The 15,262-nt window shown below is 69.3% G+C and carries 19 protein-coding genes; 9 read left to right on the forward strand and 10 right to left on the reverse strand.

Features of this window, described 5'->3' with window-relative positions; genetic code table 11:
* Position 1: 1 nt before the first annotated feature.
* From ACNJ7E_RS16040 to ACNJ7E_RS16065, 6 genes are all read right to left on the reverse strand, one after another.
* Entirely contained in the window at positions 2–223 is a 222-nt protein-coding gene (locus tag ACNJ7E_RS16040) for a hypothetical protein (protein WP_418340379.1), read from the reverse strand.
* A 138-nt stretch (positions 224–361) separates the two neighbouring features.
* Positions 362–1,648: an MFS transporter gene (locus ACNJ7E_RS16045; RefSeq protein WP_418340380.1), complete on the reverse strand. Its 1,287-nt coding sequence runs from the start codon at positions 1,646–1,648 to the stop codon at positions 362–364.
* Positions 1,645–2,760 (reverse strand): PLP-dependent cysteine synthase family protein, encoded by a 1,116-nt coding sequence (locus tag ACNJ7E_RS16050; protein ID WP_418340381.1) that lies wholly within the window; start codon positions 2,758–2,760, stop codon positions 1,645–1,647. The genes ACNJ7E_RS16045 and ACNJ7E_RS16050 overlap by 4 nt, the downstream gene beginning before the upstream one ends.
* Positions 2,761–2,865: 105 nt before the next feature.
* Positions 2,866–3,255 carry a putative copper homeostasis (lipo)protein LpqS gene (gene lpqS, locus ACNJ7E_RS16055; protein WP_418340382.1) on the reverse strand — a complete coding sequence of 130 codons (390 nt, stop codon included), beginning with the start codon at positions 3,253–3,255 and terminating at the stop codon, positions 2,866–2,868.
* Between the two features lie 117 nt (positions 3,256–3,372).
* Complete coding sequence (locus tag ACNJ7E_RS16060; protein ID WP_418340383.1) at positions 3,373–4,332, reverse strand: M56 family metallopeptidase; 960 nt, start codon at positions 4,330–4,332, stop codon at positions 3,373–3,375.
* A complete protein-coding gene (locus ACNJ7E_RS16065) occupies positions 4,329–4,709 on the reverse strand; it encodes a BlaI/MecI/CopY family transcriptional regulator (RefSeq protein ID WP_418340384.1) in 381 nt (126 codons plus the stop codon). Before ACNJ7E_RS16065 ends, ACNJ7E_RS16060 begins: the two co-directional genes overlap by 4 nt.
* A 321-nt stretch (positions 4,710–5,030) precedes the next feature.
* Here ACNJ7E_RS16065 and ACNJ7E_RS16070 point away from each other — a divergent pair, with 321 nt between their 5' ends.
* From ACNJ7E_RS16070 to ACNJ7E_RS16090, 5 genes are all read left to right on the forward strand, one after another.
* The gene (locus tag ACNJ7E_RS16070; RefSeq protein WP_418340385.1) at positions 5,031–5,684 is read left to right on the forward strand and encodes a TlpA family protein disulfide reductase; all 654 of its coding nucleotides are present in this window, start codon (positions 5,031–5,033) and stop codon (positions 5,682–5,684) included.
* Entirely contained in the window at positions 5,681–6,307 is a 627-nt protein-coding gene (locus ACNJ7E_RS16075; protein WP_418340386.1) for a TlpA disulfide reductase family protein, read from the forward strand. Before ACNJ7E_RS16070 ends, ACNJ7E_RS16075 begins: the two co-directional genes overlap by 4 nt.
* Positions 6,304–7,110 carry a cytochrome c biogenesis CcdA family protein gene (locus ACNJ7E_RS16080; protein ID WP_418340387.1) on the forward strand — a complete coding sequence of 269 codons (807 nt, stop codon included), beginning with the start codon at positions 6,304–6,306 and terminating at the stop codon, positions 7,108–7,110. The genes ACNJ7E_RS16075 and ACNJ7E_RS16080 overlap by 4 nt, the downstream gene beginning before the upstream one ends.
* A 153-nt stretch (positions 7,111–7,263) precedes the next feature.
* The gene (locus tag ACNJ7E_RS16085) at positions 7,264–8,514 is read left to right on the forward strand and encodes a peptidoglycan DD-metalloendopeptidase family protein (RefSeq protein WP_418340388.1); all 1,251 of its coding nucleotides are present in this window, start codon (positions 7,264–7,266) and stop codon (positions 8,512–8,514) included.
* Between the two features lie 56 nt (positions 8,515–8,570).
* Positions 8,571–9,053 carry an SRPBCC family protein gene (locus tag ACNJ7E_RS16090; protein WP_418340389.1) on the forward strand — a complete coding sequence of 161 codons (483 nt, stop codon included), beginning with the start codon at positions 8,571–8,573 and terminating at the stop codon, positions 9,051–9,053.
* A 30-nt stretch (positions 9,054–9,083) separates the two neighbouring features.
* Here ACNJ7E_RS16090 and ACNJ7E_RS16095 read toward each other — a convergent pair whose 3' ends face one another.
* Positions 9,084–9,614: a DUF2269 domain-containing protein gene (locus ACNJ7E_RS16095; protein WP_418340449.1), complete on the reverse strand. Its 531-nt coding sequence runs from the start codon at positions 9,612–9,614 to the stop codon at positions 9,084–9,086.
* A gap of 2 nt (positions 9,615–9,616) precedes the next feature.
* The gene (locus tag ACNJ7E_RS16100; RefSeq protein ID WP_418340390.1) at positions 9,617–9,883 is read right to left on the reverse strand and encodes a hypothetical protein; all 267 of its coding nucleotides are present in this window, start codon (positions 9,881–9,883) and stop codon (positions 9,617–9,619) included.
* 100 nt (positions 9,884–9,983) lie between these two features.
* Here ACNJ7E_RS16100 and ACNJ7E_RS16105 point away from each other — a divergent pair, with 100 nt between their 5' ends.
* The gene (locus ACNJ7E_RS16105; RefSeq protein WP_418340391.1) at positions 9,984–10,553 is read left to right on the forward strand and encodes a TetR/AcrR family transcriptional regulator; all 570 of its coding nucleotides are present in this window, start codon (positions 9,984–9,986) and stop codon (positions 10,551–10,553) included.
* A gap of 40 nt (positions 10,554–10,593) precedes the next feature.
* Here the strand turns inward: ACNJ7E_RS16105 and ACNJ7E_RS16110 are convergent, their stop codons facing one another.
* Positions 10,594–11,355 (reverse strand): methyltransferase domain-containing protein, encoded by a 762-nt coding sequence (locus ACNJ7E_RS16110; protein WP_418340392.1) that lies wholly within the window; start codon positions 11,353–11,355, stop codon positions 10,594–10,596.
* Between the two features lie 28 nt (positions 11,356–11,383).
* Here ACNJ7E_RS16110 and ACNJ7E_RS16115 point away from each other — a divergent pair, with 28 nt between their 5' ends.
* Entirely contained in the window at positions 11,384–11,803 is a 420-nt protein-coding gene (locus tag ACNJ7E_RS16115) for a helix-turn-helix domain-containing protein (RefSeq protein WP_418340393.1), read from the forward strand.
* A gap of 45 nt (positions 11,804–11,848) precedes the next feature.
* On the opposite strand, the gene ACNJ7E_RS16120 is transcribed toward ACNJ7E_RS16115, so the two are convergent.
* Positions 11,849–12,667, reverse strand: coding sequence for a class I SAM-dependent methyltransferase (locus ACNJ7E_RS16120; RefSeq protein WP_418340394.1), 819 nt, complete (start codon positions 12,665–12,667; stop codon positions 11,849–11,851).
* A gap of 367 nt (positions 12,668–13,034) precedes the next feature.
* Here ACNJ7E_RS16120 and ACNJ7E_RS16125 point away from each other — a divergent pair, with 367 nt between their 5' ends.
* Together ACNJ7E_RS16125 and ACNJ7E_RS16130 are read left to right on the forward strand one after the other, a co-directional pair.
* Positions 13,035–13,703 (forward strand): ABC transporter ATP-binding protein, encoded by a 669-nt coding sequence (locus ACNJ7E_RS16125; RefSeq protein ID WP_418340395.1) that lies wholly within the window; start codon positions 13,035–13,037, stop codon positions 13,701–13,703.
* Positions 13,700–15,244 (forward strand): ABC transporter permease, encoded by a 1,545-nt coding sequence (locus ACNJ7E_RS16130; protein ID WP_418340396.1) that lies wholly within the window; start codon positions 13,700–13,702, stop codon positions 15,242–15,244. Before ACNJ7E_RS16125 ends, ACNJ7E_RS16130 begins: the two co-directional genes overlap by 4 nt.
* The last annotated feature ends 18 nt before the right edge of the window (positions 15,245–15,262 follow it).

Raw genomic sequence — 15,262 nt, forward strand, 5'->3', positions numbered from 1 at the left:
CCTAACGCCACCAGCCGAGATTCGTCCACACCGACCCGTCCGGCTCGGCGATGGCCGCCCGCTCTCGCTCACGCCGTTCTCCTCGGGCCGGAGACCAGGGCCGCCGACTGATCCGGCGGCCGACCTCGAATCCGATACAGCGCACGAGCCCGTTGCCGAGGAAGCCGGCCAGCCCCGCGGCGTCGACCCAGCCGAGATGCTCGATCTCGACTGGGTGGTTCAACCAGCGGTCGAGTCATAGCCGGCGATGGTCGTCGGGCGTGATCATCGCGACCACGCCCGACGAGGTCTCCGGCGCGGCCGTACGCGTAGGTTTCGGGTCGCGGCGCAGCGGGCGAGGGCGAACGCGATCGGACCACGGTCAGGCGGCCGGTACCTCGTTGCCCTCGGGCGCGGGGGTCTGCGCCGGCGGCGGGGAGAGCCGGGCGGACCGGTCGAGCAGATACAGGGCACCCACACAGACCGCCCCGACGACGGTCAACGCCACCCAGATCAGCGCACCCAGATCGGCGTCGCGCAGTAGCCCGAAGACGGCGCCGGTGCCGAGGTTGCCGAGCAGAATGCCCACCCCGACGACGGTGTTGTAGAAGCCGTAATGGGTGGCGACGAGCCTGCCACCGGAGAGGGCGACGACGGTGTCCATCTCGAACGGGAATACCGCCGCCGTGCCGACCGCCAACAGGGCGGCGGTCAGCACCAGGGCGCCGGCGGCGGCCCACCCGCCGAGGGTGGCCGGACCGGGAAGCACGATCAGCGGTAGGAACGCCATCGCCATGATCGCCATACCGACGACCAGGCTTCGTCCCGATCCCCACCTGCGGGAGAACCAGCCGGTGATCCGTAGCTGCCCCGCGATCGCCACCACCCCGGACACGACGAACAGCGAGGTCACCAGCGCGGTGTCGGACCGCCCGTCGCCGACCACCACGGCCGCCTGCAGCGGCAGCGCCAGATAGACCTGGAACGAGAGCACGTAGGACCCGATCATCGCCAGCGCGAACAGCACGAAGGGCCGGTTGGCGACCACCACCCGCCAGTCCTCGAGGATCGAGGTTCTGGCCCCGACCGGCTCGGCGCGGTGCGCGGGCAGTGCCCAGATCTGCACGATCGTCAGCACGGCGAAGACCGCGGCCGCCACCAGCGAGGTGACCCGGAAATCGAGGGTGGTCAGGGCGAGACCGATCAACGGGCCCAGCAGGATGCCGGCCTGATAGAACACATTGAAGACCGCGAACGCCTCCACCCGACGGGGGCCCGCGTCGGCGGCCAGATAGGCCCGCACCGCCGGGTTGAACAAGGCTCCGGCGAACCCGGTCGCGACCGAGGCCAGCAGGATCGCCGGCAGTGATTCCACGGCGGCGAGCAGGACGAACCCGGCGACCCGCAGCAGGCAGCCGGCGATGATGAGCGGTTTGTAGCCGAGGCGGTCGGCGAGAGTGCCGCCCAGCAGGAACATCCCCTGCTGGGAGAAGTTTCGCATGCCCAGCACCAGCCCGACCGCCCACGCCGCCAACCCCAGGGGGCCGGCCAGGTACCCGGCCAGATACGGCATCAGCATGTAGAAACCCACGTTGATGGAGAACTGGTTGACCATCAGCACCTGGGCGGGCCGGTCGAAGCTGCGGAACTGGGTCAGAAGGTTCTTCATGAAACGCTCTCTGTGGGATCGACCACGGTGGCGCACCGGGTCCAGGACTTCACGATCTGTTCGGTCGGGTGGTCGATGGTCGCCGGCTCGGTCGGCGGGTTCACCTCGAGCAGCCCGTGCTCGGCGCAGTAGTCGTCGTTGTAGATGGTGTCGAAGTAGCGCTGCGGGCCGTCGGGGAAGATCGCCGCGACCCGGGTCTCCGGTGCGCTGGTGCGGGCGACCCAGCCGGCCGTCAACGCGACGGCGCCGACGCTCCAGCCGCCGCTGGCGTGGTGGGTGGCCGCCAGGGTGCGGCAGGACCAGACCGCTTCGTGCGGCGCCACCCAGTGCACTTCGTCGAAGGCCGGGTAGTCGATGTTGTCGGGGTAGATGCTCGAGCCCAGCCCGCGCATCAGCCGGGTACTGGCAGGCTGTCCGAAGATGGTCGAGCCGACGGTGTCGACGCCGACCAGTTTCAGCTCGGGGCAGAACCGGCGCAGCACGCGTGCCACCCCGGCGGAGTGCCCGCCCGTGCCCACCGAGCACACCAGTGTGTCGACGCGGCCGAGCTGGGCGATGAGTTCATGAGCGAGCGACTCGTACGCCTCGACATTGTCCGGGTTGGTGTATTGATCCGGGCACCACGACCCCGGATGGGCCCCGAGGAGTTCACGAACCTTCTCGCGCCGGGCCTGCTGCCAGCCGCCGGTGGGGTGCGGGGCGGTGACCAGTTCGACGTGGGCGCCGTAGGCGGCAAGCATCCGGTGCACGATCGGTTCCAGACCGGGGTCGGTGACCAGGGTGACGGGATGGTGATGGGTGATCCCGGCCAAGGCCAGACCCAACCCGAGGGTTCCGCTGGTGGATTCGATGATCATCGCCCCGGGAGCAAGGTCGCCGCGCGCCTTCGCCTTCTCGACCATGTGCAGCGCGGGGCGGTCTTTCATCCCGCCGGGATTGGAGCCTTCGAGTTTCGCCCAGAAGCCGCGGCCGAAGTCGGCGAACGGTTCCCCGATCCACAGAACGGGGGTGTTGCCGACCATGGTGCTCGGTTGCGGGCAACGGTTGGCGGTGGTGAGCAACTGGGCGGCGGAGGACGGTGGAACGAGTGTGGAGGGAACAGCACTGTTCATGATGAGTAATCCCTGTATCTGACTGCGACGGGCGCAGTAAGTGAGTGATGGGCAGCACGAGCTGGGCCACGAGGGAAAGTCCTCAGATGGCCTGCGGGCTGCCGATCAGCACCTGTTGATACAGAGTTCGTTCAAGACGGTCCGGCCGTGCCGGATGGGAATGGGTAGATCCGGCGGGGCCCGCGGAGTCCGGGGCGCCGACATCACCACCAGCACCACCGCCAGGGCCATCGCGATGACCGCGGCGACGGTCAACGGGCGGAGCGGATTGTCGGATCGGGGCATGGCGACGACGGTGTGCGCCTCGTGCGCCAGGTGGTTCGATCCGTCGTCGATGTGCGCGTGCCCGGGAGTGAGTTCCTCGGCCGGAAGGGCCGACGAGGAGGAGATGTGGGCGTCCTCGCCCTCGTGTCCGTGGGCGAGGAAGATGCCGCACTGGGCGATTGTGTGGGCGAGCAAATACAAGACAGCGGCGACCGCAACTACCGTCCGCATACGCGGGGGGCGTATCGCAAGGGCCGTCACAATTTCCCGACTGTAGCAGCGCGGACCTGGGCGTCGGTCCAGACAACCGGGGGTGCGCGGGGGTGCAGCGCCGATCCCCGCAGGTCATCAGGTCATCGGTAGGCACCACATGGTTCCGGTCACCTCGAGCACGGCCAGCGCGATCGGCGCGGCGGTCAGCACGGCGGCCACGGCCGCCGACAACACCCGCACCCGCACCTTCGCCGACCGGGGCGGCGGGGACGCCAGTCGTCCGGCCCGGTCCAGTAGGGCAATGTTGCCGGCGCCGAGGGCACCATCGGGGAGCGGAGCCGGAGCGCTCAACGCGATCAGACCCGAGAGCAGGGTTCGCGAGCCGTGCACGCGGGCGGCGGAGTCGTCCGCACACATCTCCAGCAGGCGCGCCACCTCCACCGCGCCCGCGGTGAACAGGATGAGGCCGGGCATGGAGGCAGCCAGCACACGCAGGACGGCGAGTATCTGCGCGTGGTGCCCGGCCAGATGGGCACGTTCGTGGGCGAGGACGGCCTGGACCTGCCGGTCATCGAGGGCGGCGAGTGCTGCGGTGGTGATCACCACGGCGTGCGGGCGACCGGCGGCGCAGTAGGCGGCGCGCTCGGGATTGTCGATGACCACGGCATCGATGCCGCGCACCCGGCGGCCGATGAGGCGGGCCCGGTGGGCGTGTCCGTGGGTTCGCCGACGCAGCCGCACCAGTCCGACAGCGAGTCGGCAACTGATCCACGCGGTGGCCGACACCACCGCCGCCGCTACGGCGACTCCCCCCATCTCGAATGCGGTGTCGGCGCCGCCGACCATTTCCTGCAGGCGGGCCAGGCATGCACCGATCATCGACCCGCCGGGAACAGCCCGAGATCGGAGAAGATCGAGCACAACCAGCAGTGCGGCCATAGCCCACGAGAGCGCCACGCTCGCGATCGCCGCCGTCCAGGCGATCACGCCCAGCCGCGGGGCGAGGCCATCGTGGGTGAGGCGCCGCAGCGCAGGGGGACCGAGAACGGCAACGAGCCCGCTGAACAGCAGGAAACACGCCGCTGCGCTCATCATGGGGCGACGTCCTCGTCGGTGGCCATCCGTTGCAAGGCGACCCGGAGGCCGGCGGTCTCCTCCTCGCTCATCTGCTCGAAGAAGTGGGTCAAGACCACATCGGACCTGCCGCCGGAGTGGAAGGCCTCCCGCATCAGCCGGGCGCTGTGCTCCTCCCGGGTCAGGGTGGGCCAGTACCGAAACGCTTTGCCGCTGCGTTCGCGCTCGAGCCATCCCTTGCGGTGGAGATTGTCCATCGTCGACATCACCGTGGTGTATGCGATCTCCCGGTCCCGGCTCATGTCGTCGAACACCTCACGGACCGTGGTCGCTCCTTCTCGATCCCACAGCCGTTCCATCACCACCGCTTCGAGTTCCCCGAACCCGCGCACCCGCATTGCCGTCTCCCGCCGTCTTCGTCGTCCCAGGGTACGACGCCGACCCCGTGCCGGTACGTCGGCTCGGCGTCCGCCCACCTGCGGCGACGGACGGACCAACCCTTGATCTACTATCTACGTACGTACTACGTATTTTGGTGTCGGGAACCGTCATCGATCGACGAACGGGAGTGGAAGCGATGCTGGAGATGTTGGGCAACCTGCAAGCATGGTGGGACTGCCAGATGATGATGATGATGAACGGGCAGATGTGCCAGATGTGCCAGATGTGCTCGATGATGATGCCCTCGTAGCAGCGTTGCCGATTCCGAGAACCACGACATGAGTCCTCCCATGCCGGTCGGTGTTCGCTGGCTGGTGCCGGTCTTGGCCGTGATCGTCGTGCTGATCGTCGCCCTCTGGCCACGACAAGCGGACCAGGACATCTCGACCGGGCCGTCCTCTCACTCCGCCGAGACCGGAAGTGATCAGGCCGAACTGGACCGGCTCGCCGCGACGGCGGCGCTCCAGCCGTGCCCGACCGCGAAGGCGGTGCCGGACACCGAGGCTTCCCGCGGACCGCTCGGCGGCATCCGCGCCCGTTGTCTGGGCGCGGCCGCCGAGGTCGATCTCGGTGCCGCCCTCGGTGGCGAGACAACCCTGATCAATGTGTGGGCCTCCTGGTGTGGCCCGTGCCGGGAGGAGATCCCCGTTCTCGAGGCATACGCGCACACCCCCGATGCCATCCGCGTCGTCGGTGTCGATGTCGAAGACAGCTCCACCGCCGCGCTCGCCCTGCTCACCGAATTGGGCGCGCACTACCCGTCTTTCGGTGACACCGACGCCGGCGCCCTGCGCGGCGCCCTTGGTGCGCCGCCGGTGCTGCCGCTGAGCTTCCTCCTCCGTGCGGACGGCACGATTGCGCGCATCACCGAGCCCGCGGTCTTCGCCGACCCCGCCCAAATCCACCGAGCGGTCAGCGAACTGACCTCATGACCACCCCGACGCCACAGCGACTTCTCCGCCGCAGAGCCGTCCTCGCCGCCGTCTGCGCGGCCCTTCTCACCGCGACAGCATGTGCCACCGGTGAGGACGCCGTCGCCCAAGGGGGCACGTTCGACTTCGTCGCCCCCGGCGGGCAGACCGACATCTTCTACGACCCACCGCAGAACCGGGGCACGATCGGCGCCCTGTCCGGACCGGAGCTGATGACCGACCGGCCGGTGTCGCTGGCCGACTATCCGGGGCAGGTGGTGGTGATCAACCTGTGGGGCCAGTGGTGCGCCCCCTGCCGCAGCGAGGCCGACGACCTCGAACGCGCCTACACCGCCACCGCGAACCTCGGGGTGGCGTTCCTCGGCATCAACGTCCGCGACCCCCAACGCGACAAGGCCCAGGACTTCGTCATCGACAACGTCGTCACCTACCCCTCGATCTACGACCCACCCATGCGCACCCTGCTCGCCCTCGGCGGCAGCTATCCCACCAGCGTCATCCCCTCCACCCTCGTCCTCGACCGCCACCACCGGGTCGCCGCGGTGTTCCTGCGCGCCCTGCTCACCGAGGACCTGCAACCGGTCATCGAACGAGTGGCGGCCGAGCCGGGAGATCCGTCATGACCGCGCTCGCCCAGGACATCGGGTCGAGCTTCCAGAGCGCCGCTGCCACCGGACCGATGCTGCTGGCCCTCGGCGCCGCGGCCCTGGCCGGGCTGATCTCGTTCGCCTCCCCGTGCTGCATCCCCCTCGTCCCCGGCTATCTGTCGTATCTGGCCGGGATCACCGGCGCGGAAACCGAGTCCGCCCCCGGTGGGGGGACCGGGGTGCGCACGGCCACCCGCTGGCGGATCACCGGCGCCGCGGTCCTGTTCGTCGCCGGATTCACCGTCGTCTTCGTCCTCGCCACCGCATCGGTGTTCGGGGCGATCAGCGTGCTGCAACTGAACCGGGAACTGCTCCAGCGGATCGGCGGCGTGGTCACCATCGTGATGGGACTGGCCTTCCTCGGCGCGATTCCGGCCCTGCAGAAGGACACCCGCCCGCATCCGCGGCGGATCTCCCACCTCGCCGGCGCCCCACTGCTCGGGGCCGTGTTCGGGCTGGGCTGGACCCCCTGCCTGGGTCCCACCCTCGCCGGGGTGCTATCGGTGGCCGCCGGCACCGAGGGTGCCACCGCCGCCCGCGGGGTCACCCTGATCGTCGCCTACTGCCTGGGCCTGGGCCTGCCGTTCATCCTGCTCGCCTTCGGCTCGACCACGGCCGTCCGCGGTGTCGGCTGGCTGCGGCGGCACTCGCGCACCCTCCAGATCGTCGGGGGCCTGACCCTCGTCGTGGTCGGGCTCGCCCTGCTCACCGGTGCCTGGGATGTGTTCGTCGCCTGGATCCGGGACGAGTTCGTCACCGCCGTCGTCCTCCCTGTCTGATCCCAGTGGGAACCGTGGGAAACAAGTGAATAGCGGCACAGAAGTGAAGAAAGTGTATTAGCGTTACGGCGTGTCGTCTTGACTTTGTCGCGCCGGTCCATGTTTTTGCTTCACCGCCGAAACCCTGGCGTGACTGCTCAGAAGGGACCTGCGATGCGCGGTATCACCTCAACGACGCTGACCGCCTGCACGAGAAGACTGCCCACCCTGTGCCTGGGCGCCTCCACGGCGGCGGCGATGGTGGTCCTGACCGCCCCGCCCGCCTCGGCCGTCCATCCCGGCCACGCGGATTCGTCGTCCGCGCTCGCCGCGGCGCTGGCCGACGCGGTGACCATGGTCGCCGACGCGGCGCAGCCGGACGTGGTGGTGGTCGATCCCAGTCGTTGGCAGACCGTCGCGAACATCGCGGCCGTCAGTCTGCGGAACGCCGAGGCCAACGGCTCGCTCGCCGACACGTTCGAGGCCCAGCACCTGCTCGCCGGATGCCTGAGCGGTTTCGCCGCCGGGTCCGCCGCCGCCGAGGTACTCGGCGCCTGCGCGGACGAGCTCGCCGCCGTCGACGGCGGCATCGCGCCGAGGTTGCTCGCCGCACTCGACCTCGACGACGTCTCCGAATCCTCCGGTCCCGGCACCTTCGACCACGCCACCGACCCGGCCGAGGCTGCGGCGGCACCCGACTCGGAGCTTGCCGAGGCCACCGCTCCGAACCCGGACGCGGAGCAGACCGCCGGCACCGGCGCCGAAACCGGGGAGGCCGAGGCCGATCCGCAAAGCGAGCACCCCGACCCCGAGGCCCCCTCACCCGAGGCGGACACCGGCGGCGACGCCGACGGATCCCACGCTCACGACGGCACCGACACCGAGGGGACCGCCGACGACGCCACCGGTGACGAGACCGGTGCAGACGAGACCGGTGCTGACGAGACCGGTGCTGACGAGACCGGTGCTGACGAGACCGAGGACGGCGCGACGGCTCCGCAGCAGCCCCGCACCTGGAATCGCCCCGGCACCAAAGAATTCGTGGCACCCAGCGCGGGAACCATCACCGCCACCATGGGTGATGGACGCGGCCACGAAGGCATCGATATCGCCAACACCCTCGGCGCACCGATCGTCGCCGTCGCCGACGGCGAGGTCATCGACGCCGGCCCCGCCCAAGGGTTCGGGCTGTGGGTCCGGATCCGGCACGACGACGGCACCATCACCACCTACGGCCACAACAACGACAACCTCGTCGAGGTGGGGGAGCGGGTCAAGGCCGGACAGCAGATCGCCACCGTCGGCAACCGCGGCAATTCCACCGGCCCGCACCTGCACTTCGAAATCGAGGACCCGGACGGGGAAATCATGGACCCCGTCAAATGGCTGGCCAAGCGCGGCGCCTCCATCGTCGGACTCGACTGAGCGGACCGCTGTTCTTCCCTCTCCAGCCACCGGACGGACAATCGGCGGCAAAGCTCGTGCAGCTGCACAGCAGCGGCGGAAAAGGGACGGTGATCGTGATGATCGACGTCGAAGACAGCATCGTCATCGACCGCCCCATCGGCGAGGTCTTCGACTTCCTCGCCGACCAGACCAACGCACCCCGCTGGCAGAACGGACTCGAGCAGGTCCGCCGGATCACCGACGGACCACCCGGGGTGGGCACCAAACATGTTGTCGTCCGCAAGTTTCTGGGTCGGAAACTGGACCTGATCAACGAATACGCCCAGTTCGAGCCGAACGCGGAGATCACCTTCACCGGTGCGTCCGGACCGAGCCGCTTCGAGGTGACGTACCGGACCGAGGAGACCGCCGAGGGAACCCGGCTCAGCTGCCACATGCGGATGGAGCAGAAGGGACTGTTCGCCCTCGCTGACCGGGTGGTCGCCGAGGGCCTGCGCAGAGACTTCGCCGCCAACCTGCGAAACCTCAAGGCATTACTCGAAACCCGCGCAGAATAACCGCCACCCCGGTCCGATCGGGCCGCGACCTTATGTCGACATCCTGGCCGCCGCCCGGTTCCGCAGCGCTTTCCGGTGCCCGTACGCGGTCACCCCGCGCGGCTTGTACACCGCCAGCACCAGCGCAGCGAGCACCACGACCAGGGCCGCGGTGGCATGCACCAGATGGGTCGGATCCGCCAGGACGGCCCGGTCCGCCTGCGACCAGCTCGGCTGCGCCGCGACGCTCGCGGCGTACTCGATCGAACGGGTGTAGAGCACCAGGACGACGGTGGCGACCAGATTCAGCAGCAACTTCAGCAGCACCCAGTAGTGGCGCAGCAACCCCCACGCGGTGCCCAACGAGCAGATCAACCCGGTGACCAGTGAGGCCACCGCCAACGGCAGCAGCACCACGCCGGCGATCATCGCCATCACCTGATACCCCCCGCGCACCTGTGCCGGATCGGCCCCGATCAGCGTGGCCGCGGCCACCACGAGGTAGGTGATGACGGCGCCGAGCCACCCCGCCGAGGCACCGATGTGCACACACCGCGCGAGGGTCCGCGCCCTCGGAGGCATCGTCACAGCGGGATCGGCCCGGTCCGCGCGCCCGGCGAGAACCCGCCGCCGTCGGCGTCGATCACCGAGTGCACCACCGCGGCGGGGGCGGACAGATGCCGGCCCGGACCGTGGTTGCCGCCACCGAACAGCATCACGGCCACGACCAGCACGATGAGAACGCCGACGACGAGGGCGATCACCTTCACCCAGCGCGGCGTGCGGTGCTCCGGGCCGGCGCCGACTCCATGGGGCGGCGGCGGCGGTGGGGTGGGAGTGGGGTCGGTCATCGGCGGTAGCTCCCTCATACGCAAAACACGACTTTTTCAATACACACTGTCACATATGGCGGCAGTGTGTCGATAGGGCGGCGCTGCGTATACTTCGGGGGTGCCGAAGCTGTGGAACGAGACGATCGCATCGCATCGCCAGGCGGTGCGGGAGGCGACCCTGGACGCCGCCGGGGCAGTGGTGGCCGAGTCCGGGCTCGCCGCGGTGACCATGTCGAAGATCGCCGAGCGCACCGGGATCGGCCGGGCCACGCTGTACAAGTACTTTCCCGACGCCGACGCCATCCTCACCGCCTGGCACGAGCGGCAGATCGCCGGCCACCTGCGCCATCTCGCCGGGATCCGCGACCACGCCGCCGATCCCGGTGCCCGGCTGGAGGCGGTGCTCGTGGCGTACGCGCAGATCCTCGCCCACCATCACACCGGTGCGATCGCGGCCGGGTTGCATCGCGGCGAGCACGTGGCGCGCGCACAGCAACACCTGCACGAGTTCGTCCGCGACCTGCTCACCGACGCGGCGGCGGCGGGTCAGGTCCGCGACGACGCCACCGCCGACGAGCTGACCTGGTACGTGCTGCACGCGGTCACAGCGGCCGAAGGGCTCGACTCACCCGCCGCGGTGCACCGGCTCGTCGCGATCATCCTGACCGGGCTGGAGCCGCAGCGCTGACCGCGATCTGCCGCACCCCGGTCCCGACCGGGGTGCGGTCTCAGGGCCGGGCGGCGTGCGCGAGAAACAGCGGAATCGCCACGAAACCCCGGTCCGCCTGCCCGCGGCGCGTCTGATCGCCGATCCACGCCGCGGCCTGGTCGGGGGTAATGGCGCCGGCCGCGGCGGCGGCGTGGGCGATCCCGGTGAGCATCGGCAGCAGGGTCTGGTCGGTGAACACACCGGTGTGGACTTCGACCCGGACGTCGGTGAAGCCGGTGTCGAGCAGGAGGTTGCGGTACCGGCGGGCCGCCCGGGGCGCCGCGACGGTGTCGGCGCGTGCATGGACGATGGTTCGGGTGAGGTCGGGATGGTCGGAGTCGATGAAGAATCCGTCCCAGTCCTGGCCGATCAGGACGATACGGCCGCCCGGGGCCAGGACCCGGTGCGCCTCGGTCAGCGCCGCGACGGGATCGGCGATGTCGTGAAAGACCTTCTCGGCCCGGTACCCGTGCACCGACACGTCACCGAGGGGGAGTTCGGTGGCGTCGGCGATCTCGAACCGGGCGCGGGGCCACCGCCGGCGAGAAATGGTGATCATCTGCTCATCCAGATCGATCCCCACCGCATCCCATCCCTGCTCGGCCAGCTCGGCGACGGCGCGGCCGGCGCCGCAGCCCACGTCGAGGACCACCGCTCCAGGTGGGGCGGCCAGTAGCTCGATCGATCGTGTCCGTAGTGCCGCGGCACCGGGGTAGTTGTCGATGACGTCGAGCAGGGCGACGAGGGCCTCGGTGTCGGCGGCAGTGTTGGTGGTTGACATGACAGCCAGGGTGCGACTTCATGTTGACATGAAGTCAAGCGAGGGCAGCCGCTCCTGGAGCATCGGTGAGGTCGCCGAGCGGTTCGGGATCGCCACGCACGTACTGCGCCACTGGGAATCGGTGGGCTTGCTGCATCCGTCGAGAGAAGGCGGGGCGCGCCGCCGGTACGAGAAGCCGGATGTGTACGCGGTGGCGATGATCCTGCGCGCGAAGGAGGCCGGTTTCGGTCTCGACGACCTCCGGGAGATGTTCGACACCGACGACCCGGTCCGGCGCAAAGCCATCCTCGGGCGACACCGCGATGCGCTGGCGGTGCGGATCGCCCAGGCGCAGGCCTCGCTCGCCCTGATCGACTGTGCGCTCGACTGCGATCACGACGACATCGCGTCCTGTCCGCACTTCCACGCAGCGATCGAAGCCCGGATCGGCGCGCTCACGCCGTTGTAGCGGCGTGAGCGGTCAGGGCCTCCCGGTCGACCGTGTTGGCCGGACTCAGGGCGATGCCGGCCGCGCCGCGTGGACGTAGTGCAGCAGCGGGAGGCGGTCGCCGCTTCCGATGATCTCGAATCCGGCTTCGGTGATCAGGCCGTCGAGTTCGTGGATCGGGTTGTGTTGCATCGCGTGCCCGCTGAGCATTCCCACGAGGTGGTTCGCGATGCGGTTGCGCGGTGGCCGGAAGTCGGCGATGAATAGCCGACCACCCGGCCGGAGCACACGGAACGCCTCCCGCAGCGCGGTGGCCCTCAGTTCGGGTGGAATGTGGTGCACCGCCAGGCTGGAGATCACCAGATCCATCGACGCGTCGTACAGCGGCAGGCTTTCGGCGCCCGCGACCCGGAAGGTGCAGTTCGGCGGTGAGACTCGTCGGGCGTACTCGATGACCGGCGCGGACGGGTCGATCCCCACCACGCGTCCGCTCGGCAGCACGGCGGGGGCCGCCCGGCGGGAGAAGTAGCCGGTGCCACACCCGATGTCGAGCACCTCGTCGCCGGGGTGCGCCCCGGCGAGTGCCACCAGGTCGTCGAAGACCCGGCGACGGAACCCGCCGAATCCCACCGCGGAGAAGAACTCGTACAGTCGCGCCCGCCGAATCAGGCCTCCGCTCCCGTCGTCGGCATGACCACCGGGGCCACCCAGCAGTTTCCCACCGAGTCCCATGTGAAAGTCCTCCCTTGGTGATTGGTCAGCGCCCTGCAGGGTGTGACCGGTCGAGGTACGGATATCAGTGTGGGTGACGAGCCGTGCCGGGTCGAGGTCGAGTCGCCGCAGAAGCTGCGCATTGAGCGCCACGACGATCGTCGAGACCGACATGGCCGCAGCCCTGACCCGGTTATGCGTCGGTTCGTTGACGAGTGTCGGCGGCGAACCCCCGCAAATCGGTGAGGGTTTTGTGAAGATTCGTTGAAGAAGAGGACCGGACGAGTGCGCCCGGCGCTGGCACGGTATTGAGTTGAAGAATCGGCGGTCACGACCCGAAGAGAGTGTGCACCGATCAGGCGGCACTCGTTCGGGTTGCTGCAGTGCGGGGGAAGGAGTGGCACCTCGACCTCGACATCACGGCATCTGATTCGACACCCCCACCGCCGCTTTCTGGTGCCGGCCGCCGGTGGTGCGCACACCCCGGACGCAGCGGCGCTGACGTCCCGATGACCACCCGCAAAGTGTTCCGAGGAGCGAGATGAACAGTTCGGGGCCCGCGGAGCCGGCGCCGATGACCGCGGTGCTGACCGCTGAAGGAATCGAAAAGAGCTTCCGGCAGGGATGGTGGCCGGCCCGCCGCGATTTCCCGGTACTGCGGGGCGTGGATCTCGCGCTGCAGCCGGGCGAGGTGGTCGGGCTGACCGGGGAGAACGGGTCGGGGAAGTCGACGTTGATGAAGATCCTCGTCGGCGAGTACCGGCCGGACGCCGGCACCGTGACCCGGTCGGGGCGGCTGGGCTACTGCCCGCAGCAGCCGGTGGTCTACGAGAGGTTGACCTGCGACGAACACTTCGAGCTGTTCGGCTGCGCCTACCGAATGACCCCGAACGAGGAGCGACGGTCCCGCCGGGGACTGTATGCGGCGCTCGGCTTCGAGCGCTACGCGGACACCCGCGCCGACCGGCTGTCCGGCGGTACCCTCGCGAAACTCAACCTGGGGTTGGCGATGCTGGCCGACCCGGAGGTGCTGCTGCTCGACGAGCCGTACTCCGGATTCGACTGGGACACCTACCTGCGGTTCTGGGAACTGGTGGCACAGCGCCGAGAAACCGGCCGCTCGGTGCTGATCATCAGCCACTTCGTCACCGATGAGCACCGATTCGACCGCATCGTCGACCTGCGCAACGGGAGGGCGGCGGCGAGATGAGAAGCGAGAATCACCTGCCGGGGGCGCCGGGCGAGGTCGCGCTACTCGTCCACCGATTCCTGGTCGACTACGCCCGCAACCCGGTCAACATGCTGGTGCTGGTGCTGGTCCCGGTGGTCTTCGTGATCGTCGCGGCCGGCTCGATGGCCGATGCCGCGAAGCTGCTCGGCGGCGCGGGCGGGCCCGCGGTGGAAACCGCGACCGCCGGCTGGGCGGCGGGATTCCTCGCCGGTATCGCCATGTTCTTCCAAATCAGCGCCGCCCGTGCGGCCGATCGGCGGCTGGTCTCGGCGGGCCTTGCGCCGATACGGTTGGTCGCAGCCCGGCTCGGGACCGGTCTGGTGCTGGGAGCGTTGGTCGCGGCGACGGCGCTGCTCGCCTTGGCCGCGCGCACCGGCATCGGCGACCTCGGCCGGGCGATCGCCGGCACGCTGATGTTCGCGGTGATCTATCTGGCGATCGGCGCACTGGTGGGAGCACTGGTGCGCAATCCCGTCAACGGCACCGTCCTGATCTTGTTTATCTGGATTCTGGACGTGTTCTTCGGACCCGCCGTCGGATCCCCCGACCGCATCGAAACCCGTTGGTTCCCGACGCATTTCGTGACGTTGTGGATGGTGGACATTGCGTCCCGGCACGGCGGCCGGATCGGGGACCTCGGCTGGGCACTGGTGTGGATGTTCGCGGCGCTGATCGTCAGCACCGTCGTCATCACCGCGACCGTCGGGGTGTCCTGGCGATCGCGGCGGCGCCCCACAGCTGGATCCGGGTGGGGTCAGTTTTCGGCCGGACTGCGGATGGGTTTGCGCGACTACCGCCGCAACCCGGTGCTGTGGGTGCTGCTGGTGGTGGTGCCGATCGTGTTCATCGTGCTGGCCAAGGCGATGACCGCGCAGGAGTCCGGAGTGTTCTCCCTGGTCGAGGGTGGTCGGACGGTGATGGAGGCGTTCTGGTTGCCGGATGTGCATGCCGGGACGATGACCCCGATCGCGATCTCCTCGCTGGCGGCGTTGGCCGGGCTGTTCGTCGGGCTCGATGCCCGCGCAGGCGATCAGCGACTGACCATGGCCGGCTTTCCCTTCCCCCGGCTGCTGGCGGTGCGGTTGACGATGATCGGCTGCGGCGCAGCCCTGGTGACCCTCTCGTCGTTGATGGTGACCGCCACGGTGTTCGATGCCCGGCAGTGGGGCGTCTACGGCGCCGGGAACCTGCTCATGGCGGTGACCTACGGGCTGCTCGGGTTTTGCCTGGGCCCGATCTTCGGGCGCGTGGGTGGGGTGTTCATCGCCTTTCTGGTGCCGTTCCTCGACATCGGGATCGGCCAGAGTCCGATGCTGCGACCAGAACCGGCGACCTGGGCACACGGCCTACCGGGATACGGGGCGATGCGGGTGTTGCTCGACGGCGGGTTGACCGCACGGTTCGACGAAGCCGGGCCGCTGCTGGCGGCGCTGGCGTGGCTGCTCGCGCTCACCGCACTGGCCGGGTGGCTGTTCCACCGCACACCCGCCACCCCCGTGCGTCCCCGCTTGGGCATGTGATCCGGCGACGATCACACA

This window comes from Rhodococcus mengyinensis, from assembly GCF_048381435.1.
Taxonomy (GTDB): Bacteria; Actinomycetota; Actinomycetes; order Mycobacteriales; family Mycobacteriaceae; genus Rhodococcus_F; species Rhodococcus_F opacus_D.